Here is a 26,084-nt window from a genome sequence, read left to right as displayed (position 1 = left end):
CCTGACACCAACGCGAGCAGCTTGGCTGTATCGACTATGCTTGCGCAGCGCAAGGGACGTAAACCGGCTCGGACTCCATGGATATCAAGTTCACCAATCGCCTGTCATACAAGCAAGCCCGGTTGACAGTCATGGTCGGCTTCATCTTGGGGGCGCTGCTCAGCCTCGTGCAGATCGGCATCGATTATGCCAGCGAAGACGCGTCCATCAACCGCGAGGTGCAGGCGCTGCTGCAAATCAGCCACGATCCGCTGTCGCGCATCACTTACAACATCGACGCAGAGCTTGCCCAAGAGCTGATCGGTGGCCTGCTGCAATCGCCGGCGGTGATCCGCGCGCGCCTGGTCGACAACAACGACACCGTGCTGGCCGACGCCAGCCGCCCTCGCCAGGAAGACCGCTACCGGCCACTGAGCGATTTCCTGTTTGGCGAACAGCGCCAGTTTCAGGAACGCTTGTTTCTGTCCAGCCTGCCCAATGAATACCTCGGCACTTTGTATCTGGACATCGACACCTATGCCTTTGGCGGTCGCTTTCTGGACCGCGCAGGCGTCACCTTGGTCAGTGGTTTCGCCCGCAGCCTGGTGCTGGCCGGCATTCTCCTGGCGTTGTTCTATATGATGCTGACCAAGCCGCTGGTAACGGTGATCGCCGCTCTGAGCAGTAGCGACCCGCGCCATCCCCACCAAGGACGCCTGACATGCCCCCATGGCCATGAACAGGATGAGATCGGCGTGCTGGTCAAAGTCGCCAACCAGCAGTTCGTCAGCATGTCCACCGAGATCCAGCAACGCCGCCATGCCGAAAACCGCCTGACCGAGTACCTGAACGAACTGGAGGATATCGTCTCGGCCCGTACCGACGAGCTCAAGGCCAGCAACAACCGCCTCAGCCAGTCCAACCAAGAGCTGGAGCACGCCCGCCAACAGGCATTGGACATGGCCCAGGCCAGAGCCGCATTCCTGGCCAACATGAGCCATGAAATCCGCACGCCGCTCAACGGCATGCTCGGCATGATTTCCCTGGCCTTGGACAGCCCGCTGGCCGCCGAACAACGCCAGCAGCTATCCATCGCACACGACTCGGGCAAGGTGTTGGTAGAACTGCTCAACGATATTCTCGACCTGTCCAAATTCGATGCCGGGCAACTGGAGCTTGAGCGCATCCCCTTCGACATGGGCGCGATGGTCGAGGACACCGCCAATCTGCTGTCGCAGAACGCGGCAGCCAACGTCGAACTGACCTGCCTGATCAGCCCCGACTTTCCCAGCACGGTGCTGGGCGACCCGACCCGGGTAAGGCAGATTGTGAGTAATTTGCTGTCCAACGCTCTCAAATTCACCCGCTTTGGCCGGGTCGATGTGCGCCTGACGCCGATCGTCGGGGGCGTACGCCTGGAAGTGTGCGACACCGGCATCGGCATCCCAGAACAGGCCCAAGCGCGCATCTTCCAGCCCTTCACCCAAGCCGGCGCCGGCATCACCCGCCAGTACGGCGGCACGGGGCTAGGCCTTGCCCTGACCCGCAACCTGTGCAAGGCCATGCAAGGTCACTTGCACATCGACTCCGAGGCAGGCTTTGGCAGCCGCTTCACGGCTGAGCTGCCGCTGCTCGCGCACACCGAGGCCATCCCGCCCGCCCCTTTGCATGGGCGCGTCATCGTTCTGAGCAACGCCGCCAGTGGCCTGACCGAACTGTTGCACAAGCTGCTGCCTGGCTGGGGACTGTCCTATCACGGCTTCGATGATGCAGCGCAGGCCGCCGACGCCACGCCCGACCTGGTAATCACCGACGATGTGGCCCACCTGGACACCTTGCGCTCCTGCCTGCAGGCGCCGATTCTGCTGGTGACTGCGTATGGCAACTTCCTCACCCAGGAGCACGCCACGCAACTGGCCCCCCTGCTGCAACTGGCGCGCCCCCTGGCACGCAACACTCTGTATCAGACGCTGCGCCGCGCATTGGAGGGTGTCGAGGCCGACGTCCCCCGGCGCCACCTGCAGGCCCAGCACCAGCCAATACGGGCTCGCGTCCTGCTGGTAGAGGACAACCCGGTCAACCAACTGGTGGCCAAAGGCATGCTGGTCAAACTCGGTTGCCAGGTGCTGCTCGCCACCCAAGGCGCCGAGGCCCTGGCGCAATTGGATCAGGAGACGGTGGACATGGTGCTGATGGACTGCAACATGCCGGTGATGGACGGCTACGAGGCCACCCGGCGCATCCGCCAGGACGAGCGATGGCCAGCACTGCCGATCGTTGCCTTGACCGCCAACGCCATGCCCGAGGAGCGCGAGCGTTGCCGCGCCGCCGGCATGAACGATTACCTGGCCAAGCCGTTTCGTCGCGAGGAGTTGCTGGCGTTGGTCGACCACTGGGTGCCGATCAGCGGCTGAGCAAGGCCTCGATCGACGCCTTGAGCGCCTCAGGCTTGGTGTTGGGGGCGTAGCGGGTAACCTTGCCGCTGGCAGGGTCGACCAGGAACTTGGTGAAATTCCACTTGATCCGCTGCGTGCCCAGGATGCCGGGTGCACGCTTTTTCAGCTCGACGAACAAGGGATGGGCATCCGGGCCATTGACCTCGATCTTGCGAAACAACGGGAAGCTCACACCGAAGTTGCGCTCGCAGAACTGCGCGATGTCCAAGGCATCCCCGGGCTCCTGCTTGCCAAACTGATTGCAGGGGAACCCGAGGACCACCAGCCCGCGTTCGCGGTATTGCTTCCACAGCTGCTCCAGGCCCTTGTACTGGGGCGTGAAACCACACTGGCTGGCGGTGTTGACCACCAGCAGCGCCTTGCCCGGAAAGTCGCCCAGCACCTTTTGCTCGCCCTTCAAGGTGACGCAGCGGATGTTCTTCAGCGTATCGGCCATCGCAGGTCTCCGGTCAGTCACGCGGCTTGAGGTCCAGGCACACTGAGTTGATGCAGTAGCGCAGGCCGGTCGGTGGCGGGCCATCGGGGAACACGTGGCCCAGGTGGGCATCGCAACGCGCGCAGGTGACTTCGGTACGGATCATGCCGTGGGAGGTGTCGCGTATCTCGATCATGGCGCTCTGCTCGATCGGCTCGTAGAAACTGGGCCAACCGCAGCCGGAGTCGAACTTGGCTCGCGAGTCGAACAATGGCAGGTCGCAGCAGATGCAGTGGTAGATGCCATCGCGACGCTCGCTGTTGTACTTGCCACTGAAGGGGCGCTCGGTGCCCTTCAAACGGCACACCTCATACTGGGCCGGATCCAGCATCTGGCGCCATTCTTCCAGGGTTTTGTCGATCTTTTGCATGGGGGAACCTCGGCAGGCTGAATTTCACTCGCGCCGTCTTTCTTTATGGCGGGGGTGACACGTATATTAGTTGGCTTCTTTTGCCAGCCAGTCTGGCATGCACTCCGCCCTTTTCAAACCTTTTGACGGCGGCGCGCCGCGACTTCTCAATCGGGATCACATCATGCAGTTCAGCAAATCGAACAAGCTCGCCAATGTCTGCTACGACATTCGCGGCCCAGTGCTCAAGCACGCCAAACGCCTGGAAGAGGAAGGCCATCGCATCCTCAAGCTGAACATCGGCAACCCGGCGCCGTTTGGCTTCGAGGCGCCGGACGAGATCCTCCAGGATGTGATCCGCAACCTGCCCACCGCCCAGGGCTACAGCGACTCCAAAGGCTTGTTCAGTGCGCGTAAGGCGGTCATGCAGTACTGCCAGCAAAAGCAGATCGAGGGTGTGGGCATCGAGGACATCTACCTCGGCAACGGCGTGTCCGAGCTGATCGTGATGTCCATGCAGGCACTGCTCAACAACGGCGATGAAGTGCTGATCCCGGCCCCGGACTACCCGCTGTGGACCGCCGCCGTCAGCCTGGCGGGCGGCAAGCCTGTGCACTACCTGTGTGACGAACAGGCCGACTGGTTCCCGGACCTGGAAGACATCAAGGCCAAGATCACCCCGAACACCAAGGCCCTGGTGATCATCAACCCGAACAACCCGACCGGCGCTGTGTACTCCAAGGAACTGCTGCTGGGCATGCTGGAGCTGGCCCGCCAGCACAACCTGGTGGTGTTCTCCGACGAGATCTACGACAAGATCCTCTACGACGAAGCCGTGCACATCAGCACCGCGTCGCTGGCCCCGGACCTGCTTTGCCTGACCTTCAACGGCCTGTCCAAGTCGTACCGGGTGGCGGGCTTCCGCTCCGGCTGGCTGATCATCTCCGGGCCCAAGCAGCACGCCCAGAGTTACATCGAAGGCATCGACATGCTGGCCAACATGCGTCTGTGCGCCAACGTGCCGGCCCAGCACGCGATCCAGACTGCCCTGGGCGGCTATCAGAGCATCAACGACCTGGTACTGCCGCCAGGCCGCTTGCTCGAGCAGCGCAACCGCACCTACGAGTTGCTCAACGACATTCCCGGGGTGAGCTGCGTCAAGCCCATGGGCGCGCTGTACGCCTTCCCCAAGATCGACCCGAAAGTCTGTCCGATCCACAATGACGAAAAGTTCGTCCTCGACCTGCTGTTGTCGGAAAAACTGCTGATCGTCCAGGGCACGGCCTTCAACTGGCCTTGGCCGGACCACTTCCGCGTGGTGACCTTGCCACGGGTGGACGATCTGGAGCAGGCCATCGGACGGATCGGCAACTTCCTGCGCACCTACCAGCAGTAAGCTATCGGAGGGGGACTGTGTCCGTTCCCAGGCTATCGCCGTCGCCCGACTGCCTTCGGTGTCGGCGATAGTCCTCGATGATTCGCAGCGCCGTCATGGAGCGTTTTCTGCAGGAGAGTTCTTACATCCTGCAACGCTCTATCCCACAGCCCACGCCCTATCCTCTGCCATACTCCGCCGTACACAGTTTGAAATAGTCGGCCGGTTGAATCAGTGTGACCCGCCCCTTATATAGCCCGCAGTACGCGACATTTTCATCCGTCAGGAGAACGTAACAACCATGATGCGCATTCTGTTGTTTGTAGCCACCAACCTCGCGGTGGTGCTGGTTGCAAGCATTACCCTGAGCCTGTTCGGCTTCAACGGGTTCATGGCGGCCAACGGCGTTGACCTCAATCTCAGCCAACTGCTGGTCTTCTGCGCCGTGTTCGGCTTCGCCGGCTCGCTGGTCTCGCTGTTCATCTCCAAGTGGATGGCGAAGATGACCACCGGCACCCAGATCATCAGCCAACCTCGCACCCGCCACGAACAGTGGCTGCTGCAGACGGTCGAGGAACTGTCCCGCGAGGCCGGCATCAAGATGCCGGAAGTGGGTATCTTCCCAGCCTACGAAGCCAACGCCTTCGCCACCGGCTGGAACCGCAACGACGCTCTGGTGGCCGTATCCCAGGGCTTGCTCGAGCGCTTCTCGCCTGATGAAGTGCGTGCCGTGCTGGCCCATGAAATCGGCCACGTGGCCAACGGTGACATGGTCACCCTGGCGCTGGTGCAAGGCGTGGTGAACACCTTCGTGATGTTCTTCGCCCGCATCATCGGCAACTTCGTCGACAAGGTGATCTTCAAGAACGAAGAAGGCCAAGGCATCGCCTACTATGTGGCGACCATCGTCGCCGAGCTGATCCTGGGTATCCTGGCCAGCATGATCGTCATGTGGTTCTCGCGCCGCCGCGAATACCGTGCCGACGAAGCCGGCGCCCAGCTGGCCGGCACCGGCGCGATGATCGGCGCCCTGCAGCGCCTGCGCGTGGAGCAAGGTATGCCTGTGCACATGCCCGACACCTTGAAGGCGTTCGGCATCAATGGCGGCCTCAAGCACGGCCTGGCAGGCCTGCTGATGAGCCACCCGCCACTGGAAGACCGCATCGAGGCGCTGCGCCGCCGCGGTTGATCCAAGCGCACGAAAAAGGGCGACTTCGGTCGCCCTTTTTCGTGCACGCTGGACGCTCGTTCAGCGCATCAGTCGATATACCCGCTCGATCAGACTCGTGATTCCGGCCTGTTCGAATTTTGGGCTCTCCTGAATGATCTCCCGCTCTTCGAGCGTTTCCACCCGCCAGCCAGCGAACCCAGTCCGTACCTCGTCATCCGTTACCGAAAACGGCGGCCCGTCGAGCCGTGCCTGATCGTAATCGAGCGTCACCATCAGGCCCTTGCAGGCATCCGGCAACAGCCGCGACAGCAACGCCAGGTAACGTTCGCGCATGGCAGGGGGCAAGGCAATGACCGCCGCACGGTCATACAGGCCGACGCAATCGCCCACATCCTGCGCCGTCAGCGCAAAGAAATCCCCGCACCACAGTTCCACATCACCGCTGCGCCATACTTCGAAGGCGCCCTGCTGGGTCACCTGCGGCGCCAAGCCGTGTTCGTTGAAAAAGTCCTCTACTGCACGCCGGGACAGCTCAACGCCCAGAACCTGATGCCCCTGCCCCGCCAGCCAGGCCAGGTCCAGGCTCTTGCCACACAAGGGCACCAGCACGCGGCTAGCCTGCGCCAGGCCTAATGCAGGCCAATAGGTTTGCAGATAAAGATTGACCTGCGCCTGATGAAAGCCGATCTGATTGTCCGCCCATCGCTTGTGCCAGAACGCCGGCTCCATGCTTCCTCCCGGTTTTTCGATGAAATGCGCTGAAAACTTATATTGGATATCGATCGGTAACTGATCGAAGATGAACGCATCTTACCCGTCAGGATATCGCCATGCTGCCCAGCCTGTTCATTTCCCATGGTTCGCCCATGCTCGCCTTGCAACCCGGCGCCAGCGGGCCCGCATTGTCCAAGCTGGCCAATGACCTGGCGCTTGCGAAGGCGATCATCGTGGTATCGGCGCACTGGGAGAGCCGCGAGTTGCTGGTGACGGGCAATCCACAGCCACAAACCTGGCATGACTTTCATGGGTTTCCTGCCGCGCTGTATGCCGTGCAATACCCCGCCCCCGGTGAGCCGGAACTGGCCCGACAGGTGAGCGACCGCCTGACGGCAGCAGGCCTGCCCACCCGCCTGGATACCCACCGCCCCTTCGACCACGGCGCCTGGGTGCCGCTGTCGCTGATGTATCCGGATGCCAGCATTCCCGTCATCCAGGTGTCGTTGCCCAGCCAACTTGGCCCAGCCCTGCAGCTCAAAGTTGGCGAAGCGCTTGCCGGGTTGCGCGCCGAAGGCGTACTGCTGATCGGCTCCGGCAGCATTACTCACAACCTGAGCGAGCTAGACTGGCACGCCGGGCCGGACGTGATCGAGCCGTGGGCGCTGGCGTTTCGGGACTGGGTAGTGGAAAAGCTGACGCAGAATGACCGGCAGGCGCTGCTCGACTACCGACAACAGGCGCCATTTGCCGTGCGCAATCACCCCAGCGACGAACACCTGTTGCCGTTGTTCTTTGCCCTGGGGGCTGGCGAGCGGTTTGGTGTCGTCCATCAAGGATTCACCTTGGGGGCGCTTGGGATGGACATCTATCGGTTCGACTGAGGAACGTTTCACGTCCCAGGCCTGTGCGGCCCTGTACAGCCCATCACACCAATGCACCGACAAAAAAATCCCCGACCTAGGCCGGGGATTTTTTCATTGCGCCAGGATCAATCCTCGCGGTAGCGGCGCAGCTTCAGCTGCTTGCCAGCCACACGGGTGTCCTTGAGCTTGGACAGCAGACGCTCCAGGCCGTCTTCAGGCAGCTCGATCAAGCTGAAGCTGTCACGTACCTGGATACGGCCGATGGCGTCACGCGCCAGGCCACCTTCGTTGAGGATCGCGCCGAGCAGGTTCTTGGCGGCGATGCCGTCACGGGCACCGAGGGCGGTGCGGCACCGCACGCGGCCTTCGGCCAGCGGCATTGGCGCACGGCGCTCGCGATCACCACGCTCGCTGCGCTCACCGCGATCGGAACGCTCGCCGCGCTCACGCGGGGTGAAGGTCGGCACCAGAGGCTGCTCACGCTCGACCGAAGCCAGGTCCAAGGCTTGGCCGTTGGTGGCCTTGCGCAGCAGGGCCGAAGCCAGGGCACGCGGGCTGCAGCCCAGGTCTGCGGTCAGGCGGTCGAACAGCTCGCCATGGCTGGCTTCTGCCTCGGCAACCATCGGTGCCAGGCTTGCGGTCAGCTTCTTGATACGTGCATCGAGCACGGCCTGCGGGTTCGGCAGGCGGGCTTCAGCGACCTTCTGCCCGGTCACGCGCTCGATGACCTGCAGCATGCGACGCTCACGTGGGGTGACCAGCAGCAGTGCGCGACCATCGCGACCGGCACGACCGGTACGGCCGATACGGTGCACGTAGGACTCCGGGTCGTACGGCATGTCGACGTTGAACACGTGGGTGATGCGCGGTACGTCCAGGCCTCGGGCGGCGACATCGGTCGCGACGACGATGTCCAGGCGGCCATCCTTGAGCGAGTCGATGACACGTTCACGCTGGTTCTGGGCGATGTCGCCGTTCAGCGCGGCGGCCTTGTAGCCCTTGGCTTCCAGCGCGGCGGCCAGGTCCAGGGTGGCTTGCTTGGTCCGTACGAAGGCGATCAGCGCGTCGAACTCTTCCACTTCCAGCAGACGCAGCACAGCCGGAATCTTCTGGTCGGCATGGACCATCAGGTGGGCCTGGTCGATCGCGGTGACGGTCTGGGTCTTGCTCTGGATCTTGACGTGCTTCGGTTCACGCAGGTGACGCTCGGCGATGGAGCGGATCGAAGACGGCAGGGTGGCGGAGAACAGTACGGTCTGGCGCGACTCCGGGATGGCCTTGAAGATGACTTCCAGGTCGTCCATGAAGCCGAGCTTGAGCATTTCGTCTGCCTCGTCGAGTACCAGGTACTGGACGGTGGACAGGACTTTCTCGTCGCGGCGCAGGTGGTCGCACAGGCGACCCGGGGTGGCGACGACGATCTGTGCGCCGTTACGAATGGCGCGCAGTTGTGGGCCCATCGGGGCACCACCGTAGACAGCCACCACGTTCACGCCAGGCATCTGCTTGGCGTAGGTTTCGAAGGCGGTGGCTACTTGCAGCGCCAGCTCGCGGGTTGGCGCTAGGATCAGGGCTTGCGGTTCGCGCTTGCTCACATCGATCTTGTTGAGGATCGGCAGGGCGAAGGCAGCGGTCTTGCCGGTGCCAGTCTGCGCCTGGCCGATCATGTCGTGACCGGCGAGGATGATCGGGATCGATTGTTGCTGGATGGCCGATGGCTCTTCATAGCCTGTGGCCAGCACGGCGGCAACGATGTTCGGATGAAGATCGAGAGCGGCGAATCCGCCGGTTTCCTGGGTCATGGGTCTGCCTCTATGTGCATCCGCAAAGACCCATGCTCCAAAGCTGCACATGCCTTGAAAGACCAAAAGGTCACCCAGGCAGCTTTGGCGGCGGGGATTTGCGAAAACGATTGAAAAAGGAACGTCTTGGGGAGGTCCGCCTAGCGGACGTGCAGCCGAAGCTGGACTCGGAGGGTTTGCACCACCTGATTTTGAGGTCCGCTAAAAGACCGGCGCGTACTATACCCGAATCCGTGCCCGACCGTGAGATTTTTTTCAGTGGAGAGGGCCACCTTGCCGCTATCGCGTCGTCGCCGCTGAATCGTTTCTACAGCCTCGATGGAAAGCGACGCCTCCCAGACGCTCGTCAACCGTCAGGTCGCGGGCCGGATCGCCTTGATCAGATACTCCAGCGAATACCCAAGACGCGGCGCCAGGGCCGCGGCGCGCTCACCCACGCCGTCCAGGTCCAGTACTTGCTCGAGATCGGCCGGTACCAGCAGGATGACGTTGCCCTCCTTCACCGGCAGTTCCCAGTAATGGCGATGGTACAGCCCACGCAGCAAGGCCGCGCCCAGCGGCCTGCCATCATCGCCAGCCCACTGGTTGATCACCAGCCAGCCGCCAGGGTTTAGCTGCTTCTGGCAGTTTTCCAAAAAGCCCCACGCCAGATGACCGACGCCCGGCCCGTGGTCGGTATACAGGTCGACGAACAGCAGATCGGCCTTTTCGGCGGTCGGCAGCAGTTCCAGGGCATCGCCAACCCGCACGTACAGCCGCGGATCATCGTCAAGGCCCATGTACTCCATGGCCAGGCGCGGCACATCCGGCCGCAGCTCGATGGCTTCGACATCGTCCAAGGGCAGGAACTTCAAACACGCCTGGGTCAGGGTGCCGGCCCCCAAGCCGAGGAACAACGCGCTCTCGGGCTGCTCATGGCACAGTGCGCCTACCAGCATGGCGCGAGTGTAGTCGTACTCCAGCCAGCTGGGGTCGGCGGTAAACGTGCAGCTTTGCTCGATGGCATCGCCAAACTCCAGGAAGCGGTAGTCGTCCACTTCATAGACGCTGATGACCCCGAAGGCGTCCTCGACCCGGGCCAACAACCGCTCTTCCCGCTCCGTCCCCATGACCGACACCTGTGCGCGCAAAAGCCGACATTCTCCGCCAATGCCCCCGGTGCAACAAGCGCGTCGCCAACTGATACCATGGCGATCATGCCTATAGCCGACAACACCGAGCCTGTGATGAACCGACCCTGGAGTCCCGATAGCTGGCGCGCCCTGCCGATCCAGCAGCAACCGACCTACCCCGATGCTGCGCACCTGCTCAAGGTCGAGCAGACCCTGGCCAGTTACCCGCCCCTGGTGTTCGCCGGTGAGGCCCGGGAGCTGCGCCGGCAGTTCGCCGAGGTGACTGAGGGCCGGGCGTTTCTGCTTCAGGGTGGCGACTGCGCCGAAAGCTTCGCCGAATTCTCGGCAGCCAAGATCCGTGACACCTTCAAGGTATTGCTGCAGATGGCGATCGTCATGACCTTCGCCGCCGGCTGCCCGGTGGTGAAGGTCGGGCGTATGGCCGGGCAATTCGCCAAACCGCGCTCCGCAGGCGACGAGACCATCGGTCAGGTGACACTGCCGGCCTACCGGGGCGACATCGTCAACGGCATCGGTTTCGATGAGCAAAGCCGCGTTCCGGACCCCGAGCGCCTGCTGCAGGCCTACCACCAGGCCACCGCCAGCCTGAACCTATTGCGCGCGTTCGCCCAGGGCGGCTTTGCCGACCTGCACCAGGTGCACAAATGGAATCTGGACTTCATCGCCAACTCGGCGCTGTCGGAGAAATACCACCAACTGGCCGGACGGATCGACGAAACCCTGGCCTTCATGCGTGCCTGCGGCCTGGATAGCGCGCCGCAATTGCGCGAAACCAGCTTCTTCACCGCCCACGAAGCCTTGCTGCTCAACTACGAGGAAGCCTTCGTGCGCAGCGACAGCCTGACCGGCGACTACTACGACTGCTCGGCGCACATGCTGTGGATCGGCGACCGTACCCGGCAATTGGATGGCGCACATGTGGAGTTCCTGCGCGGGGTGCACAACCCGATCGGGGTCAAGGTCGGCCCGAGCATGAACCCTGAGGAACTGATCCGCCTGATCGACACCCTCAACCCGGCCAACGACCCCGGCCGCCTGAACCTGATCGTGCGCATGGGCGCCGGCAAGGTAGGCGATCACCTGCCCGGGCTGATCCGCACCGTCGAGCGCGAAGGCCGCAAAGTGCTGTGGAGCTCCGACCCGATGCACGGCAATACCATCAAGGCCAGCAGCGGCTACAAGACGCGGGATTTCGCGCAGATTCTCGATGAGGTACGCCAGTTCTTCCAGGTGCACCAGGCCGAAGGCTCGTATGCCGGCGGCATCCACATCGAGATGACCGGACAGAACGTCACCGAGTGCATTGGCGGAGCGCGCCCGATCACCGAGGATGGCTTGTCGGATCGCTACCACACCCATTGCGATCCACGGCTCAACGCTGATCAGTCGCTGGAACTGGCCTTCCTGATTGCCGAAACGCTCAAGCAAGTGCGTCGCTAAGGGCGCATCGCGTCGCGGCTTCGCGGGTAAACCCGCTACCGCAAGGGTGGCAATACCCTTGTAGGAGCGGGTTAACCCGCAAAAAACCACCGCAACACCCGGTCATTTGCGCAGTGGGTCATCCCAGAATGGCCGCTCGGCCTCCTGCTGGATATCCGCCCGGCTCAACCCCAGGTCATGCAAGGTCGCATCGCTCAGGCTCAGCAGCTCGCGGCGCTGACGGTACAGCTGATACCAGCGAAGGATCCGCGCCAGTGCGGCCTCTCCCAGATGGGTGATCGAAAAGGCAGGTTTGACGTACAGGGAAGTGATCTGACCTTTCATCTTGAAGCCCTCCGTGAAGATGGCTTCAGTCTCTCGCCAGGCTTAAGATCAATCCAACGAATGTTTCTGATGCCATGCATCTCGGAGATTGATGCAATGTCCCAGTACCAGAACCTGGATTCGGATGTGCTGCGCACCTTCGTTGCAATTGCCGAGCAAGGCGGCTTCACCCGCGCCGGCGAGGTGGTCAACCGCACCCAGTCGGCGGTGAGCATGCAGATGAAACGCTTGGAAGAAGACATCCTCCAACGCCAGCTGTTCGAGCGCGACGGCCGCCAAGTCCGCCTGACCGCCGAAGGCCAGGTCCTGCTCGGCTATGCCCGGCGCATCCTCAAGCTGCAGGGCGAGGTGTTCAACACCCTGCGCATGCCGCACATGGTCGGCGTGGTGCGCATCGGCACGCCGGACGACTACGCCATGCGCTTTCTGCCTACCATTCTTTCAAGCTTCGCCCAGGCGTATCCGCTGATCCAGGTGGAGGTGCACTGCGACTCGTCCAAGCAACTGATGCTGCGCCAGGATCTGGACCTGACCATCGTCACCCGCGAGCCTGGCAACGAGATTGGCCAATTGCTGCGCCAGGAGCGGCTGGTCTGGGCCGCAGCCCAGGGCTTTTGCCCGCAAGAGCAGCGGCCCATGCCTCTGGCCTTGTTCAACACCGATTGCTTCTGCCGCGCCTGGACCTGCAATGCCCTGGAAAGCCAAGGCATCGACTACCGCATCGCCTACACAAGCCCCAGCCTCGCGGCGATCTTCGCCATCGTCACCGCTGGCTTGGCGGTGACAGCGCAACTGCAGAGCCTGATCAGCGGCAATCTGCGCACCCTCGGTGAGCAGGAAGGCCTGCCGCAACTGCCCTTGGCCAACGTGATGCTGCTGCGAAATACCCAGCATCAGTCGCCCATCACCGACTGCATGGCCGATTACATCGTGGAAGGATTCAAGTAAGGCCGGCAACTACAGCTCGTACGCCAGCATCACCGCACAGACCACCAGGAAGGCACAGAACAGCGTACGCAGTACTTTTTCCGGGAGCGCGTGGGCGAGCTTCACTCCCCAGCTGATGCTGAGCAGGCCCCCGATGGCCAGCGCGATACCCGCGTGCCAGTCAACACTCCCGTGCACGCCGTAAGTGACCAGTGTCACCAGTGTGCTGGGCGCGGCCAAGGCCAGGGACAACCCTTGCGCCACAACTTGTGTGGCGCCGAATACGCTGGTCAAGATCGGCGTGGCCACCACTGCCCCGCCTACCCCGAACAACCCGCCCATGGCACCGGCGAAACTGCCCAGCACGCCCAGCCACGGCCAGGGGTAGCGCAGCTCGGTGCTCGGCGGGGCGACCGGTAGGAACATCCGCGCCACATTCCACACCGCCAGCGCCACCAGAAAGCCCACGAAGCCCAGGCGCATGGAATGGGCGTCGATGCCCACCGCCCAGATCGACCCAAGCCAAGCGAACAAAAAGCTGCACGCCGCCAACGGCAGCGCGTGGCGCAGTTCGATGCGGTTGCGCTGGTGATAGCGCCACAGCGCCAGCAACACGTTCGGCACCACCATGACCAAGGCCGTGCCCTGGGCCAGTTGCTGGTCGAGGCCGAACAGCACTCCAAGGGCCGGTATGGCGATCAGACCGCCACCGATGCCGAACAGACCACCCAGGGTACCCAGGGCCGCGCCCAACGCTATGTTCATCAACCACTCGATCATCAGGGCCTCATCCACATTCAACGATTATCCGCATGCTAGCGATTGATGCCTGGCACGGAAACGCACAGCAGCGCACAATGGCTTTGCGTTATTCGCACAAGCAGAGCCACCATGAGCCCCGATATTCTCACCGAACAACTGAGCCTGTTCCTCGATGTACTGGAAACCGGCAGTTTTTCCGCCGCCGCCCGGCGTCACCCGCTGACGCCTTCGGCCGTGGCGCGGCGCATCGACAATCTCGAACAGGCGGTGGGCAGCCGCCTGTTCGACCGTAGCACCCACGCGGTTCGAGCCACGCCCGCCGGCAAGGCTTTCGCCGAACGTGCCAGGCGCATCATCGAGGAGCTGCGCCTGGCGCGGGCCGAAGCGGTGTCCTTGAGCAGCGCGCCGGAAGGCCTGATCCGCGTCGATGCCCCGGCTGCCTTCGGGCGTCGCCACCTGGCCCCAGCGATTGCCGATTTCCTGGCGGCCTACCCGGGCCTGGATGTGCAACTACGCTTGATCGACAGCTTCGTCGACCTGCACGGCAGCCACCTGGGAGAGGTCGACCTGATACTGCGTGCAGGCCCCCTGGCCGACACCCGCCTGGTGGCCACACCCCTGGCGTACATGGTGCGCATTGCCTGTGCCAGCCCCGCCTACCTGGCCAGCCGCGGCGTACCGGCCTGCCCCAGCGAACTGCCGGAGCACCACGGCCTGGACTGGGACGGACTGGCTCCCCCCTTCGCCTGGCGCTTCACGGTAGATGGCCAGGCACGCCTGTACCGCCCCGCGCGCATGCGCATGGCAGCCAACAATGCCGAAACCCTGCTGTTCGGCGCCCTGGCCGGGCTCGGCATCGCGCACCTGCCCACGTGGTTGATCAGCGACTACCTGCTGCGGGGTGAACTGGTGCCGTTGTTCTGCGACAACGGCCTGCCGCCAGCAGAAAGCAGCGGCATCTATGCAATGCGCCTGGCACATGAAACGAACTCTCGCAGTCGCTTGCTGCTCGAATTCCTCAAGAGCCGATTCAGCCCGATACCACCATGGGACTTGGCCCTGCGCAGCGAAATGCGCGGGTAGTAAGCGCGCTAACCATCAGCGTGCTAGATTTTCACCTTGAACTCATTGAAGGACCTGCATGAACGCCACCACCAAAGCCCCCTGCGACGAGCTGCTGCTGGACAACCAGGTCTGTTTCGCCCTGCACTCCACCTCGTTGCTGATGACCAAGGTCTACAAGCCCCTGTTGCAAGCCTTGGGCCTGACTTATCCGCAGTACCTGGCCATGCTCGTGCTCTGGGAGCAGGACGGCCTGACCGTGGGCGAGATCAGCCAACGCCTGCTCACCGATCCCGGTTCTCTCACACCCTTGCTCAAACGCCTGGAAAGCGAAGGCCTGCTCAAGCGCACCCGCAGCCGTGAGGATGAACGGGTGGTACTGGTAGAACTGACCGACAAGGGCCGCGCCCTGCAGAACGAGGCCAAGCGCGTACCCCCGTGCATCCTGCAAGCCAGCGGGCGTAGCGTCGAACGTCTGCAACAACTGCAAGCCGACCTGTTGGAGTTGCGCGCCAGCCTGCAAAAAAACCTCTGAGGGCTATGCTGGTAGGGCCGTTCCGATGAGCGGTGGCAAATTTATCTTGCGCGCAAAATAATTGAGCGCTAATTTAAGTCCCGTACCCACCCCAGCGCCATGGCGCACAGCACACAAGCGAGGCTCAAGATGCAAAAGGTCACTCCCCTGTACATCGCTGAAGCAACCTCCACCGGCGGTCGCGATGGTAAATCCCGCTCCAGCGACGGCAAGCTCGAGGTCAAACTGAGCACTCCCAAGGAATTGGGCGGCGCAGGCGGCGAAGGCACCAACCCTGAGCAGATGTTCGCCGCCGGCTACTCGGCCTGCTTCATCGGCGCCTTGAAGTTCGTCGCAGGCCAGGCCAAGAAGCAACTGCCAGCAGACAGCTCGATCACGGCCAAGGTCGGCATCGGCCAGATCCCCGGCGGGTTCGGTCTGGACATCGATCTGCACATCAACCTGCCAGGCCTGGCCCAGGCCGAAGCCGAGGACCTGGTCGAGAAGGCGCACCACGTGTGCCCTTACTCCAACGCCACCCGCAACAATGTGGATGTCAGGCTGCATGTGACCGTCTGAGCCTCTTCGCGCGAAACCCGCCCCTACAGGGCCACGGTGTCTCCTGGGAGCGGGTTCATCCCCGTAAAAGGCACTGCCAGGCATCACATGAAGATTTTGCAGTGGCATAAAAAAACCCGGCCGAGGCCGGGTTTTTTGCGATCGCAAGAAGGATTACTTCTTGGAACGGCCCTTGAAGCTGCCGTCGCGAGTGTCGATGTCGATCCACTCGTCGATCTCGATGAAGTCGGCAACCTGAATTTCGGTGCCGTTGGCCAGTTTGGCCGGCTTCATGACCTTGCCCGAGGTGTCGCCACGGGCGGCGTTCTCGGTGTAGGTGACCTGACGGCTGATAGTGGTCGGCAGTTCGACCGATACGACTTTCTCTTCGTACATGGTCAGGGCGCAGACGTCCTGCATGCCTTCTTCGATGTACGGCAGAACGGCGTCGATGTCTTCGGCGTTCAGTTCGTACATGGTGTAGTCGGTGGTGTCCATGAAGGTGTAGGCATCACCGCTGATGAAGGACAGGGTGACTTCCTTGCGATCGAGGATCACGTCGTCCAGCTTGTCGTCGGCGAAGTAGACGGTTTCAGTCTTGTAGCCGGTCAGCAGGTTCTTGAGCTTGGTCTTCATGATCGCGCTGTTGCGACCGGACTTGGTGAATTCGGCTTTCTGTACCAGCCACGGGTCGTTGTCGATCCGCAGTACGGTACCGGGTTTCAGTTCTTTACCAGTTTTCATTACGAAGTATCCGAATCTGGATGGATTTATAAAAATCGAGGCCGCGTATCATAGCCAATTTCGGTAAAACTGTACCAGCGTCGTGGCAAGGTCCGGCCGAGCGGCCTGTGCGGCGCTCCATTGGCGGGCATGGGCCACGAGCTCCGGCCAGTGCCCAAGCGCCCCGCGCCAGGCGGCGCCCATGCCCTGATCCTTGTTCCAGGCACGCCAAAGATCGACCAGCGCATCCCCTGCTTTTTCTGATAGGCCTTGGCGATAAAGTGCGAGAAACGCCTCGAGTTTTTCCCAATGGGCGTTCTCTTCCTGGACATAGATGTGCCACAGCATGGGCCGGCCGGCCCACTGGGCGCGCACGAACGAATCTTCGCCACGCACGGCATTGAAGTCGCAAGCCCAGAGCAACCGGTCGTAGTCATCCTGGCTGACGAAAGGCAGGATCTGCACGGTCAACGCGCCTCTGCGCCGCACATCGCCAACGCCCAGGGTTGGCGCGTCGAGCCAACGACGCACATCGGCCAGGATGCGCCCCTCTGGCACCAGCAGGTGGCTGGGTTGGGCATCCTCGGCCAGCGCCTCGAGCCAGTTCCCCAGTTGCGCGTTCTCGTAGGCGAACAGCGAGATCAACCGAGTGCCCTCCTCCACCTGCACACCCAGGCGCTGGAGAAACGCCCGGCGTGCCGCTGGATCCGCCTCGAAGGCCTCACGCCGAGCCAGCAGCGAGCCCTCGCGCAGCAAGCCGCCGGTCTTGTCGGTGAAGCCTGGGAAGAAAAACACCGTCCGCAGGCCATTGGCCTGTGGCGAAGGCAACCCGTGGCAGCCCTCCACCCAGTCTTCGGCGCTGAGGTATTCGAGGTTCAGCCACAACGCAGGCTGGGGAAGCAGCCGCAGGGCCTCGACGTAGTCCGCAGGCAGCCGGCAACCAAAGGCGCCGATCACCACATCGGCGGGCTCCACCGGCTGCCACAGGGCCGGCCAGTGCCGCACGTCGACACCTGCCTGCCATTGCTGCGAGGCACCGGCATCGGCTTGCGGACACAAGCGCACGAACGCGGTCAGATCATCCACCCACAGGCGTACGGCCAGGCCCTGTTCGGCCACCAGTTGCCGGGCCAGGCGCCAAGTCACGCCGATATCGCCGTAGTTGTCCACGACTGTGCAGAAGATGTCCCAGGTGGCTTTCATGCCCACTCCCCTCACCGCGGAAAAACCGCGGATTCTGCGGATAAATTGTCGCAGACGAAAGCGCGAAGCTGAAAATATCGACCGCCGCCATGCGACAATGCAGGCCAAGAACTGCCTGCCAGGAGGCCCTCATGCCCCGTCACCGCGAACTGAAGATTACCCTCAAGCCTGCGCAGCTGATCCTCTGCGTGGCCTTTGGCCTATGGCTCGGCGCCGTGGCCATCGCCCTGAGCCTATGGCTGGCCTGGCGGTGGTGGCCGCAGCAGGTGCAACCGGTGGCCCAGACCGTTGCACCGGCCCTCTACCCCGCTGCGCCAGCACCCGCCCAGCCCGCCGATGCCCAGGCCGAGATGTTCGAACGCTACAAGGTGATCCTGCAGGAGCAACAGGCCCGCCAGGCCGCCGATGCCGCACAGGGCAACCCGCGCAACCTGAACAACCCCAAGTGCCAGTTCTGGCTGCAGCAGAACCGCACCGCCCCCACCGACAAGAGCCAGGCCAACGTGCTGGAATTCTGCTACTGACCATGGACAAGACTGCCCTGCTCGCCCGTATCGTCGAGACCCTCGCACGCGATGAGGATGTGCTCCGTCGTGCGGCCCAGACCGCCTACGAAGCGGCTACCGCTGAGGAGAACATCGCCGAGAACAAATACGACACCCTGAGTCTCGAGGCCTCGTATCTCGCCACCGGCCAGGCCCGACGCACAGCCGAGATCCGCCAGTCGCTGCTGGCGTACCAGCAGTTGCTGCTACGCGACTATGATCCGGCGCGCGGTATCCAGATCAGCAACCTTGTCACTCTGGAAGACGAAAGCGGTGAGCAACGTCTGCTGTTCCTAGGTCCCGAGGCCGCCGGGCTCAAGATCGATGCAGGGGATGGACAGGTAACGGTCATCACCCCGCGCTCGCCCTTGGGGCAGCAGTTGCTGGGCAAGAAGGTCGATGACGAAGTGAGCTTGGTGGTGGCCGGCGTGGCTCAGGTTCAGGTGGTAGTCGAGGTGGTCTGAGCGGGCCCATCGGCGGGGTGAATCCACCCACGCCAAACCCGCAAATCTACAGCGTTTCCAGAGCATTGAACCGCCTCGCCAACCCCTGTTCGGCAAACCGCTGCACCACAAAATCGATGAACGCCCGGGTCTTGCCCGGCAGCAGCTTGTGCTCGGCGTAGTACAAGCTGATATGCCCATCGTCGACGTACCAATCCGGCAGCACTCTACGCAAACGCCCGGCCACCAGATAGGGCACTGCGAACGGCAGGCTGACCAAGGCAATGCCCAATCCCTGCTCGGCCACCACACAGGCGGCGTCCGAATCGCTCATGGTCATCGCCTGGTGCAGTTGCAAAGGCCGCTGTTCCTGCCAGCGGCTGGTCAGCGGCCAGGAACGCACGCGGCCGGTCTGGGGCGAACGGATGAGAATACCGGTATGGCGCGGCAACGCCTCAGGTGCCTCGATCGGCCCGTGGCGTTGCAAGTAGTCAGGTGCAGCCACCAGCACCCGATGCGCAGGCGTCAGTTTGCGCGCCACCACGCCCGGCGGCAGCTCGAAGCCGCCGCCGATGGCTGCATCGAAACCTTGGCCTATGAGATCGACCTGGCGGTTGTCGAAGTGCCAATCCGGGATGATCGCCGGGTATCGCTGCAAAAACTCTCCCAGCAATGGCAATACGTACAGCCGCCCGAACACCGTGCCCATGCTCACCCGCAACGCCCCGGCCGGCTGGCCTTCGGCGCTGGCCAGGTTAGCCATGGCGTACTGGATGGTGCGAAAGCTGTCGCTGACCTCGCCCAGAAACCGCTGCCCTGCTTCGGTCAGGGTGAGCTTGCGCGTGCTGCGCTGAAACAGCCGCACGCCCAATCGTGCTTCCAGTTGGGCGACGTTCTTGCCGACGGCCGCCGGGGTCAGGGACAGGCGTCGGGCCGCCTCAGCGAAACTGCCCACCTCGGCACTGCGAATGAAGCACTCCAGTGTGCTGAACGATTCCATGGCCATGATTATCAACCTAAGGTTTACTCTGCTAATCGTGATTGCCATCTTATCAGCAGGTAATCCAGGGTCGATACTGCGTCCATCCAAGGCATCGGGCCTTGCTTGGAAGCAGGAGATCAGCATGTCCAACACATTCAACCTCAACGGCAAGGTAGCTCTGGTCCAGGGCGGTTCTCGCGGCATCGGCGCGGCGATCGTCCGCCGCCTGGCCAAGGAAGGCGCCAAGGTCGCCTTCACCTATGTCAGCGCTACCGAGACCGCTGCCACGTTGGTTGCCGACATCCACGCCGAAGGCGGCCAGGCACTGGCGCTGCGCGCCGACAGCGCCGATGCCGCCGCCGTGCAGCAGGCCGTGCAGGCGACCGTCGAAGCCTTTGGCCGCCTCGACATCCTGGTGAACAACGCCGGCGTGCTCGCCGTGGCGCCGGTGACCGAGTTCGACCTGGCCGAGTTCGACCGTATGCTGGCCATCAACGTGCGCAGCGTGTTCGTCGCCAGCCAGGCGGCGGCACGTCATATGGGCCAAGGCGGACGGATCATCAACATCGGCAGCACCAACGCCGAGCGCATGCCGTTCGCAGGCGGCGCGCCCTATGCCATGAGCAAATCGGCACTGGTCGGCCTGACCCGGGGTATGGCTCGCGACCTGGGCCCACAGGGCATTACCGTGAACAACGTGCAGCCCGGGCCGGTGGACACCGACATGAACCCGGCGTCGGGCGAGTTCGCCGACAGCCTGATCCCACTGATGGCCATCGGGCGCTACGGGAAAGTCGAAGAGATCGCCAGCTTCGTTGCCTACCTGGCTGGCCCTGAAGCCGGTTATATCACCGGCGCAAGCCTGACGGCCGACGGCGGCTTTGCCGCCTGAGTCGTGTCGCCTCTTCTCGGATTTGCCCGCGAATAGGCGACATCTCACAGTGGCTGCAGATGCGCCTGGAGCAACTCGAGGAACGCCCGCGCCGCCGGCGTCGGGCTGCTCGACCACACCGCGTACAAGTGACGCACAGGCGCCTCGTCCAGGTACGCCATGGCCACGCCTTGAAAACCCTGGGCGATGCGCTCGGGGACCAAGCCCACGGCCATGCCGCGCTGGACGAATTTTTCCACCAGGCGGATATGACCGATCTCAAACTGCACCCGACGCTGCACACCCGCTGCCAGGAACGCCTCATCGGTCTGCCGGCGCGCACCGGTCCCTTCGGGAAAGTCCACCAACACTTGGTCCGAGAGCGCTGCCAGGGCCAGTTGCCCACGATTTGCCAAAGGATGATCCGGATGCAGTACCGCCACCAAGGCCTCACGGGCCAGCAAACGATGCTGCACGCCCTGCAACGTCTCGCCCTGCCACAGGCCGATGAAGCCGACATCCAGGCGCCGCTCATTGACATCGGCTACCAGCCATTCGCTCTTGGCGGTCAACCAGCGGATGTCCACGTCTGGGTAGCGCTGGTGAAACACCGCCAGCAGATCAACCAGATCGAGCGCCGTGAGCGAACTGATTTCACCGATCGCCAAGCGTCCTCGCACCTGGCCGCAGGCCGCCGCGACGTCCTCTGGAATGCGCAGCGCCGCTTCCACCGCCGGCCGCGCACTGCGCACGAAGGCCTCACCGGCTGGCGTGAGCCGCACCCGCCGCGAACTTCGCTCGAACAGGTTCACCCCGAGTTGCGCCTCCAGCCGGGCCACCTGATGGCTGAGTGCCGACTGCACGACATGGCAGCGCTCGGCCGCGCGGGTGAAACTGCCGGTGTCGGCCACGGCCAAGGCATATTCGAGCTGCTTGAAGTTCATGATTGATCTGTTTTCGAGATAGATAAGTTGAAAACTATACATTGGCGTCATGCCGTGCACTTCCCGATACTTGCCTTCACTTCCGATTGCCCGCAATGAGAGCAACCATGAACACCCCCTCCCTGAGCCGCGCCTTGATCCTGCTGATGGCCACCGCCACCGGCCTGGCCGTGGCCAGCAACTACTACGCCCAACCGCTGCTGCACAGCATCGCCGAACAATTTGGCCTGGACACTGCCAGCGCCGGGACCATCGTCATCGCCGCCCAGCTCAGCTACGGGGCTGGCCTGTTGCTTTTGGCGCCGCTCGGCGACCTGTTCGAACAGCGCCGCTTGATCGTCTGCATGGTCGCCATCGCCACCTTGGGCCTGGTGATCAGCGCCTGCGCGCCGAGCCTGCCCTGGCTGTTGCTCGGCACGGCGCTGACCGGACTGTTCTCAGTGGTGGCCCAAGTGCTGGTGCCCATGGCCGCCACCCTTAGCGCCCCAGAGCAACGCGGCCGCGCCGTGGGCACGCTGATGAGCGGGCTACTGCTGGGCATTCTTCTGGCACGTACTGCCGCAGGGTTCATGGCAGAGATCGGCGGCTGGCGCAGCATCTATGTACTGGCCGCGGTATTGATGGCGGTGACCGCCATCGCCCTGTATCGCAGCCTGCCGCAGCACCACTCCCACGCGGGACTCAAGTACCCGGCCCTGATCGGATCGGTGTTCCGCCTGTTCGTCGAAGAACCGGTACTGCGCCTGCGTTCGCTGCTGGGCCTGCTGGCGTTCAGTCTGTTCGCCTTGTTCTGGACCCCTTTGGCCTTCCTCCTGGCCCGTGAGCCTTACCAGTACTCCGATGCCGTGATCGGCCTGTTCGGTCTGGCGGGGGCGGCCGGTGCATTGTCGGCCAATTGGGCCGGACGCCTGGCCGACCGTGGCCAGGGCTCGCTGGGCACTACCGTCGGGCTGGTCGCCCTGCTGCTGTCGTGGGTGCCGCTGGGCTTTGCCCAGAGCTCGCTGATGGCGTTGCTGATCGGAGTGCTGGTACTGGACCTTGCGGTGCAGCTGATACACGTCAGCAACCAGAACGCGGTGATCGCTTTGCGCCCAGAAGCCCGCACACGGCTCAACGCCGGGTACATCACCTGCTACTTCATCGGTGGTGCGCTGGGCTCGTTGCTGGGCACCCAGTTGTTCCAACGCCAGGGCTGGATGGGGATCGTCGTGGCCGGCCTGGTCATCGGCACACTGGCCCTGGTGGTATGGGCGCTGGCCGAACGCAAGCGCAAGCTGGCCATGCAGTCGGCGTGACGGTCTGATCTTTCGCGGGTAAACCCGCTCCCATCGGGCCTACGCAAGCCTTGTGGGGGGTTAACCGCGAAACAGCCGGCGCAGACGAACATCGTTGTACCTGCCCGTGGGCTACAGCAAAAATCCTGCGGCAGTGCGCCACCAACCCTCCGTCGCCTGCCCGTTGACTTGCCGAGCGCCACAGCGCTCAGTAGGCGCTGGTCAAAGCCCTTTCCCGGACAGGACGACACAATGACAAGACTCACGGTGCAATCCGGCGATTTCTTGCAAGGTGAAGGCGAGTATCGCAATGGATCGCTCACACTCAAGACCCCGCGCAGCCCATCCCCAGGCGAGCGGATTTCCCTCACTCGCATCAAGGACCTCAGGCTCGCCAGCCTCGAGCCCAGTCGCAGCCTGGGCAGCGCCATCGGCTGGGGAGTGGCCGGTGCCTTGGTAGCAGGGCCCGTCGGCCTGCTTGCCGGGCTCTGGCTAGGCGGCAAGGATGAAGAGGCTACCTTCCTGGCCACCTTCAAGGACGGCCGCAAACTGATGGCCATTACCGACGGCAAGACCTGGTCGAAGATCGACGACAACTGGCGAAAACATCAGCGCTCCGCCGCTCGCTGATCTTTTTTCTTCACCCAATCGTTTCAGTCCCCAGGTGCCTGCGAAATGCTGGCGCCTGGGGCGTTCGCGCCTGCTACCATGGCGCCCTTTTGCCCGTCCGACGCAACGCCGACGGCGCCCATCCTGCCTGACATCCCGGCATCTGCGCCCCCCGCGCCCAGCCTTCAAGGAGCCCTGCATGACCTCGCTTCGCCCTCGTCTGCCCCTCAGCCTGCTCGGCCTGGGCCTTGCCCTGCACAGCGCCCAAGGGCTAGCCGATGACAGCGTGACCTTGGCGCCGCTGCGCGTATCGGAGGTTTACGGCGACGAGGGTTATCAGGCTCGCGAAGCCCAGGTCGGCGGCTTGCAACCAGGCCCGCTGCTCGACACACCAGCCTCGGTCAGCGTGTTCAGTCGCCAGTTGTTGGATGATCGCCAGGTCCGCACGCTCAGCGAAGTGCTGCAAAGCGATGCTTCGGTCGGTGAAAGCTACGCCCCAGTCGGCTATTACGAGAACTTCAATGTGCGGGGTTTCGAGCTCAACGCCGCCAGCAGCTACAGCATCAACGGTCAGACCATCGCTGGCGAGCAGAACGTGGCTCTGGAGAACAAGCAGCAAGTGGAACTGCTCAAGGGGTTGTCGGGCCTGCAGAGCGGTGTGTCGGCGCCTGGCGGCCTTATCAACTACGTGACCAAGCGCCCGGAGGACGTGCGCAGCGTCAGCGTATCGACCAACGAACAAGGCGAGCGCTACCTGGCCACCGACCTCGGGGGCTGGTTCGGCAGCGAGCGCCAGTTTGGCCTGCGCGCCAACCTGGCCCATGAAGACATCCGCTCCTACGTGGAGCATGCCGACGGCAAGCGCGATTTCGCCTCCCTGGCGTTCGACTGGCAGATCAACCCCGATGCCATCTTGCAACTCGATGCCGAGTACCAACATCGCGAGCAACTGTCGGTTCCAGGGTATCAACTGCTGGGCGGTACCGAAGTGCCCCATGGCGTGGACCCTGACGACCATCTGGCCTATCAGCGTTGGGCCAAGCCTGTGCAGAACGACTCGCTGAACGTGGGTGGGCGGTTCGAGTACCGCTTCAGCGATGCCTGGAGCGGCACCCTGAGCGCCTCGCGCAGCAAGGTAGTGATCGATGATTACAGCGCATTCGCCTGGGGTTGCTACGGCGCAGCCAGTTGTGCAAGTGCCGCGGTACCCAATTATTTCAGCCCCGAAGGCGACTACGACATCTATGACTTCCGAAGCCCGGACGACACCCGTCGCATCGACGAAGCACAGGCCATGCTCAATGGCCGCTTCGACGCCCTGGGCGTGGGTCATGAGCTGACGGTGGGAACGAGTGCACAGCGTCGCACCTTGGATCAACGCCCTTACTACAACATTGGCGTCGGAAGCGGCAACATCAACGAAGATGTACCTGCAGTCCCTCCGGCCACCGCTCCCGTCGGTTCCAGCGAACGCCGCCTGGACAGCCGCCAATACGGTTTATTCATCAACGACACGATCACCTTCAACGAACGGTGGCAAAGCGTCATCGGTGCCCGCGAAGTGCGTCTGGACGAAAAAACCTGGAACGAGAACGGCGATGCTGGTCGCCATACCCAGCAATACCAGCTGCTGCCCAACGCCGCGCTCATCTACAAGCCGCAGCCGGACACCACGCTCTACGCGAGCTACTCGAAAGGCCTGTCCGCCGGCGGTACCGCGCCCTGGTTCGCCAGCAATGCCTCTGAAATCCTCGCCCCCACTCTGTCGCACCAGACGGAGCTAGGCATCAAGCATGACTGGCAGGGCATGAGCTTCAGCGCCGCGCTGTTCCAGATCCGCCAGGCCTATCAATACGCACGCCCGGAAAACGGCGGCTTCACCTATGTGCAGCAAGGCCAGCAGAAGAATACCGGCCTGGAACTGGGTGCCAGCGGCTGGGTGACCTCGCGCCTGCAAATCCAGGCCAGCGCTGCGGCGATTCATGCCCGGGTGCAGAACAGTGGCACCGATGACTACGAAGGGCACCAGGCGATCAACGTCCCGCGTCTGCGCGCGGCACTGCAGGCCGATTACAGCCTGCCGGTCCCAGGCCTGGCCCTGCTCGGCGGCGCCCGCTACAGCGCCAGCAAGTATGCAAGCCAGGCGGGGAACGTGGAGGTGGGTGGTTATACGGTGTTCGATCTCGGCAGCCGCTATCGCACCCGCATCGGCGGCTATGAGACTGTGCTGCGCCTGACGGTGGATAACGTCTTCGACAAACGCTACTGGCGGGATGTGGGGAACTACCTGGGCGACAACTACCTATTCCAGGGCGCACCACGCATAGCGCGACTGTCGGCTTCGGTCAGCTTCTGAGAGATCAGGGGCTGCCTGGCAGCCCCATTGCGGGACAGGACGGGTTGCACAGCAGCCCTGAGCCAAAAGACGAACAAACAAAAAGCCCCCGGCATTTCTGCGCGGGGGCTTCTTGTGGAATGTGGCGGTGAAGAAGGGATTCACCGCCATAAATGATACAAACCCTTCAAAACCGGCACCATTGGAGCAAAACCGCATTTTGGGTAGAATCAGTGGATAGAAACCAC

At 63.0% G+C, this 26,084-nt stretch carries 24 protein-coding genes and 2 pseudogenes; 15 read left to right on the top strand and 11 right to left on the bottom strand.

The genetic code is table 11. The features are described from left to right. Positions 1-36: 36 nt before the first annotated feature. Positions 37-2,393, top strand: a pseudogene (locus R6G97_RS22975) (response regulator). Here R6G97_RS22975 and R6G97_RS22970 read toward each other — a convergent pair. Beyond that, positions 2,383-2,871 carry a glutathione peroxidase gene (locus R6G97_RS22970; protein ID WP_070573232.1) on the bottom strand — a complete coding sequence of 163 codons (489 nt, stop codon included), beginning with the start codon at positions 2,869-2,871 and terminating at the stop codon, positions 2,383-2,385. The pseudogene R6G97_RS22975 and the gene R6G97_RS22970 sit on opposite strands and share 11 nt — an antisense overlap. Positions 2,872-2,884: 13 nt before the next feature. Beyond that, entirely contained in the window at positions 2,885-3,280 is a 396-nt protein-coding gene (gene msrB, locus R6G97_RS22965; RefSeq protein ID WP_043209856.1) for a peptide-methionine (R)-S-oxide reductase MsrB, read from the bottom strand. A 163-nt stretch (positions 3,281-3,443) separates the two neighbouring features. Here msrB and R6G97_RS22960 point away from each other — a divergent pair, with 163 nt between their 5' ends. Further along, positions 3,444-4,655: a pyridoxal phosphate-dependent aminotransferase gene (locus R6G97_RS22960; RefSeq protein ID WP_043209854.1), complete on the top strand. Its 1,212-nt coding sequence runs from the start codon at positions 3,444-3,446 to the stop codon at positions 4,653-4,655. 280 nt (positions 4,656-4,935) lie between these two features. Next, positions 4,936-5,823 (top strand): protease HtpX, encoded by an 888-nt coding sequence (htpX, locus tag R6G97_RS22955; protein ID WP_043209852.1) that lies wholly within the window; start codon positions 4,936-4,938, stop codon positions 5,821-5,823. A gap of 60 nt (positions 5,824-5,883) precedes the next feature. On the opposite strand, the gene R6G97_RS22950 is transcribed toward htpX, so the two are convergent. Then, entirely contained in the window at positions 5,884-6,534 is a 651-nt protein-coding gene (locus tag R6G97_RS22950) for a thiopurine S-methyltransferase (RefSeq protein WP_317847561.1), read from the bottom strand. A 101-nt stretch (positions 6,535-6,635) separates the two neighbouring features. On the opposite strand from R6G97_RS22950, the gene R6G97_RS22945 reads away from it, so the two are divergent. After that, a complete protein-coding gene (locus tag R6G97_RS22945) occupies positions 6,636-7,403 on the top strand; it encodes a DODA-type extradiol aromatic ring-opening family dioxygenase (RefSeq protein ID WP_043209848.1) in 768 nt (255 codons plus the stop codon). 107 nt (positions 7,404-7,510) lie between these two features. On the opposite strand, the pseudogene R6G97_RS22940 reads toward R6G97_RS22945, so the two are convergent. Together R6G97_RS22940 and R6G97_RS22935 are read right to left on the bottom strand one after the other, a co-directional pair. Then, positions 7,511-9,221: pseudogene (locus R6G97_RS22940) on the bottom strand (DEAD/DEAH box helicase). Between the two features lie 319 nt (positions 9,222-9,540). After that, positions 9,541-10,296, bottom strand: coding sequence for a spermidine synthase (locus R6G97_RS22935; protein ID WP_043209843.1), 756 nt, complete (start codon positions 10,294-10,296; stop codon positions 9,541-9,543). Positions 10,297-10,413: 117 nt separating this feature from the next. Here R6G97_RS22935 and R6G97_RS22930 point away from each other — a divergent pair, with 117 nt between their 5' ends. Continuing rightward, positions 10,414-11,760 carry a class II 3-deoxy-7-phosphoheptulonate synthase gene (locus R6G97_RS22930; protein ID WP_043209841.1) on the top strand — a complete coding sequence of 449 codons (1,347 nt, stop codon included), beginning with the start codon at positions 10,414-10,416 and terminating at the stop codon, positions 11,758-11,760. A 102-nt stretch (positions 11,761-11,862) separates the two neighbouring features. Here the strand turns inward: R6G97_RS22930 and R6G97_RS22925 are convergent, their stop codons facing one another. Continuing rightward, positions 11,863-12,084: a DUF1127 domain-containing protein gene (locus R6G97_RS22925; RefSeq protein WP_043209839.1), complete on the bottom strand. Its 222-nt coding sequence runs from the start codon at positions 12,082-12,084 to the stop codon at positions 11,863-11,865. Between the two features lie 96 nt (positions 12,085-12,180). Between R6G97_RS22925 and R6G97_RS22920 the strand changes: the two genes are divergently transcribed. After that, the gene (locus R6G97_RS22920; protein ID WP_052352446.1) at positions 12,181-13,032 is read left to right on the top strand and encodes a LysR substrate-binding domain-containing protein; all 852 of its coding nucleotides are present in this window, start codon (positions 12,181-12,183) and stop codon (positions 13,030-13,032) included. 9 nt (positions 13,033-13,041) lie between these two features. Here R6G97_RS22920 and R6G97_RS22915 read toward each other — a convergent pair whose 3' ends face one another. Further along, a complete protein-coding gene (locus R6G97_RS22915; RefSeq protein WP_182819132.1) occupies positions 13,042-13,791 on the bottom strand; it encodes a sulfite exporter TauE/SafE family protein in 750 nt (249 codons plus the stop codon). Positions 13,792-13,902: 111 nt separating this feature from the next. Between R6G97_RS22915 and R6G97_RS22910 the strand changes: the two genes are divergently transcribed. From R6G97_RS22910 to R6G97_RS22900, 3 genes are all read left to right on the top strand, one after another. Continuing rightward, positions 13,903-14,856, top strand: a complete 954-nt coding sequence (locus R6G97_RS22910; RefSeq protein ID WP_317847560.1) for a LysR family transcriptional regulator — start codon at positions 13,903-13,905, stop codon at positions 14,854-14,856. A gap of 58 nt (positions 14,857-14,914) precedes the next feature. Further along, complete coding sequence (locus tag R6G97_RS22905; RefSeq protein WP_043209831.1) at positions 14,915-15,370, top strand: MarR family winged helix-turn-helix transcriptional regulator; 456 nt, start codon at positions 14,915-14,917, stop codon at positions 15,368-15,370. A gap of 129 nt (positions 15,371-15,499) precedes the next feature. Next, positions 15,500-15,928, top strand: a complete 429-nt coding sequence (locus tag R6G97_RS22900; protein WP_043209829.1) for an organic hydroperoxide resistance protein — start codon at positions 15,500-15,502, stop codon at positions 15,926-15,928. Positions 15,929-16,081: 153 nt separating this feature from the next. On the opposite strand, the gene efp is transcribed toward R6G97_RS22900, so the two are convergent. Together efp and earP are read right to left on the bottom strand one after the other, a co-directional pair. Further along, entirely contained in the window at positions 16,082-16,651 is a 570-nt protein-coding gene (gene efp / locus R6G97_RS22895; RefSeq protein WP_043209827.1) for an elongation factor P, read from the bottom strand. 48 nt (positions 16,652-16,699) lie between these two features. Continuing rightward, positions 16,700-17,833: an elongation factor P maturation arginine rhamnosyltransferase EarP gene (earP, locus tag R6G97_RS22890; RefSeq protein ID WP_317847559.1), complete on the bottom strand. Its 1,134-nt coding sequence runs from the start codon at positions 17,831-17,833 to the stop codon at positions 16,700-16,702. A gap of 131 nt (positions 17,834-17,964) precedes the next feature. Between earP and R6G97_RS22885 the strand changes: the two genes are divergently transcribed. Both R6G97_RS22885 and R6G97_RS22880 read left to right on the top strand, forming a co-directional pair. Then, positions 17,965-18,357 (top strand): hypothetical protein, encoded by a 393-nt coding sequence (locus tag R6G97_RS22885; RefSeq protein WP_043209823.1) that lies wholly within the window; start codon positions 17,965-17,967, stop codon positions 18,355-18,357. 2 nt (positions 18,358-18,359) lie between these two features. After that, positions 18,360-18,842: a GreA/GreB family elongation factor gene (locus R6G97_RS22880; RefSeq protein WP_043209822.1), complete on the top strand. Its 483-nt coding sequence runs from the start codon at positions 18,360-18,362 to the stop codon at positions 18,840-18,842. A gap of 46 nt (positions 18,843-18,888) precedes the next feature. Here the strand turns inward: R6G97_RS22880 and R6G97_RS22875 are convergent, their stop codons facing one another. Further along, entirely contained in the window at positions 18,889-19,827 is a 939-nt protein-coding gene (locus R6G97_RS22875; RefSeq protein ID WP_090343755.1) for a LysR family transcriptional regulator, read from the bottom strand. A 118-nt stretch (positions 19,828-19,945) separates the two neighbouring features. Between R6G97_RS22875 and R6G97_RS22870 the strand changes: the two genes are divergently transcribed. Next, complete coding sequence (locus R6G97_RS22870) at positions 19,946-20,695, top strand: 3-oxoacyl-ACP reductase family protein (protein ID WP_043209818.1); 750 nt, start codon at positions 19,946-19,948, stop codon at positions 20,693-20,695. A 44-nt stretch (positions 20,696-20,739) separates the two neighbouring features. On the opposite strand, the gene R6G97_RS22865 is transcribed toward R6G97_RS22870, so the two are convergent. Then, entirely contained in the window at positions 20,740-21,618 is an 879-nt protein-coding gene (locus tag R6G97_RS22865; RefSeq protein WP_090343753.1) for a LysR family transcriptional regulator, read from the bottom strand. A 107-nt stretch (positions 21,619-21,725) separates the two neighbouring features. On the opposite strand from R6G97_RS22865, the gene R6G97_RS22860 reads away from it, so the two are divergent. The 3 genes from R6G97_RS22860 to R6G97_RS22850 all read left to right on the top strand — a co-directional run bounded on the left by R6G97_RS22860 (position 21,726) and on the right by R6G97_RS22850 (position 25,857). Then, the gene (locus R6G97_RS22860; protein ID WP_090343751.1) at positions 21,726-22,913 is read left to right on the top strand and encodes an MFS transporter; all 1,188 of its coding nucleotides are present in this window, start codon (positions 21,726-21,728) and stop codon (positions 22,911-22,913) included. A 231-nt stretch (positions 22,914-23,144) separates the two neighbouring features. Next, positions 23,145-23,522 (top strand): hypothetical protein, encoded by a 378-nt coding sequence (locus R6G97_RS22855; protein WP_043209812.1) that lies wholly within the window; start codon positions 23,145-23,147, stop codon positions 23,520-23,522. A gap of 178 nt (positions 23,523-23,700) precedes the next feature. Continuing rightward, complete coding sequence (locus tag R6G97_RS22850) at positions 23,701-25,857, top strand: TonB-dependent siderophore receptor (RefSeq protein WP_317847558.1); 2,157 nt, start codon at positions 23,701-23,703, stop codon at positions 25,855-25,857. Positions 25,858-26,084 lie beyond the last annotated feature (227 nt).

It is taken from the genome of Pseudomonas sp. HTZ2 (assembly GCF_033173945.1).
Classification (GTDB): Bacteria; Pseudomonadota; Gammaproteobacteria; order Pseudomonadales; family Pseudomonadaceae; genus Aquipseudomonas; species Aquipseudomonas guariconensis.
Note: the sequence above shows the minus strand (reverse complement) of the source record. Positions and strands in the feature narration are given on the sequence as shown.

What these genes read in the sequence shown, in the direction of transcription:
- R6G97_RS22870 (WP_043209818.1), top strand. Translation starts at nt 19,946, where the DNA reads ATGTCCAACACATTCAACCTCAACGGCAAGGTAGCTCTGGTCCAGGGC.
- R6G97_RS22930 (WP_043209841.1), top strand. Translation starts at nt 10,414, where the DNA reads ATGAACCGACCCTGGAGTCCCGATAGCTGGCGCGCCCTGCCGATCCAG.
- R6G97_RS22920 (WP_052352446.1), top strand. Translation starts at nt 12,181, where the DNA reads ATGTCCCAGTACCAGAACCTGGATTCGGATGTGCTGCGCACCTTCGTT.
- R6G97_RS22900 (WP_043209829.1), top strand. Translation starts at nt 15,500, where the DNA reads ATGCAAAAGGTCACTCCCCTGTACATCGCTGAAGCAACCTCCACCGGC.
- R6G97_RS22925 (WP_043209839.1), bottom strand. Translation starts at nt 12,084, where the DNA reads ATGAAAGGTCAGATCACTTCCCTGTACGTCAAACCTGCCTTTTCGATC.
- msrB (WP_043209856.1), bottom strand. Translation starts at nt 3,280, where the DNA reads ATGCAAAAGATCGACAAAACCCTGGAAGAATGGCGCCAGATGCTGGAT.
- R6G97_RS22865 (WP_090343753.1), bottom strand. Translation starts at nt 21,618, where the DNA reads ATGAACTTCAAGCAGCTCGAATATGCCTTGGCCGTGGCCGACACCGGC.
- R6G97_RS22850 (WP_317847558.1), top strand. Translation starts at nt 23,701, where the DNA reads ATGACCTCGCTTCGCCCTCGTCTGCCCCTCAGCCTGCTCGGCCTGGGC.
- R6G97_RS22855 (WP_043209812.1), top strand. Translation starts at nt 23,145, where the DNA reads ATGACAAGACTCACGGTGCAATCCGGCGATTTCTTGCAAGGTGAAGGC.
- R6G97_RS22880 (WP_043209822.1), top strand. Translation starts at nt 18,360, where the DNA reads ATGGACAAGACTGCCCTGCTCGCCCGTATCGTCGAGACCCTCGCACGC.
- earP (WP_317847559.1), bottom strand. Translation starts at nt 17,833, where the DNA reads ATGAAAGCCACCTGGGACATCTTCTGCACAGTCGTGGACAACTACGGC.
- R6G97_RS22875 (WP_090343755.1), bottom strand. Translation starts at nt 19,827, where the DNA reads ATGGCCATGGAATCGTTCAGCACACTGGAGTGCTTCATTCGCAGTGCC.
- R6G97_RS22885 (WP_043209823.1), top strand. Translation starts at nt 17,965, where the DNA reads ATGCCCCGTCACCGCGAACTGAAGATTACCCTCAAGCCTGCGCAGCTG.
- R6G97_RS22935 (WP_043209843.1), bottom strand. Translation starts at nt 10,296, where the DNA reads ATGGGGACGGAGCGGGAAGAGCGGTTGTTGGCCCGGGTCGAGGACGCC.
- R6G97_RS22950 (WP_317847561.1), bottom strand. Translation starts at nt 6,534, where the DNA reads ATGGAGCCGGCGTTCTGGCACAAGCGATGGGCGGACAATCAGATCGGC.
- R6G97_RS22905 (WP_043209831.1), top strand. Translation starts at nt 14,915, where the DNA reads ATGAACGCCACCACCAAAGCCCCCTGCGACGAGCTGCTGCTGGACAAC.
- R6G97_RS22860 (WP_090343751.1), top strand. Translation starts at nt 21,726, where the DNA reads ATGAACACCCCCTCCCTGAGCCGCGCCTTGATCCTGCTGATGGCCACC.
- efp (WP_043209827.1), bottom strand. Translation starts at nt 16,651, where the DNA reads ATGAAAACTGGTAAAGAACTGAAACCCGGTACCGTACTGCGGATCGAC.
- R6G97_RS22915 (WP_182819132.1), bottom strand. Translation starts at nt 13,791, where the DNA reads ATGATCGAGTGGTTGATGAACATAGCGTTGGGCGCGGCCCTGGGTACC.
- R6G97_RS22970 (WP_070573232.1), bottom strand. Translation starts at nt 2,871, where the DNA reads ATGGCCGATACGCTGAAGAACATCCGCTGCGTCACCTTGAAGGGCGAG.
- R6G97_RS22960 (WP_043209854.1), top strand. Translation starts at nt 3,444, where the DNA reads ATGCAGTTCAGCAAATCGAACAAGCTCGCCAATGTCTGCTACGACATT.
- R6G97_RS22910 (WP_317847560.1), top strand. Translation starts at nt 13,903, where the DNA reads ATGAGCCCCGATATTCTCACCGAACAACTGAGCCTGTTCCTCGATGTA.
- htpX (WP_043209852.1), top strand. Translation starts at nt 4,936, where the DNA reads ATGATGCGCATTCTGTTGTTTGTAGCCACCAACCTCGCGGTGGTGCTG.
- R6G97_RS22945 (WP_043209848.1), top strand. Translation starts at nt 6,636, where the DNA reads ATGCTGCCCAGCCTGTTCATTTCCCATGGTTCGCCCATGCTCGCCTTG.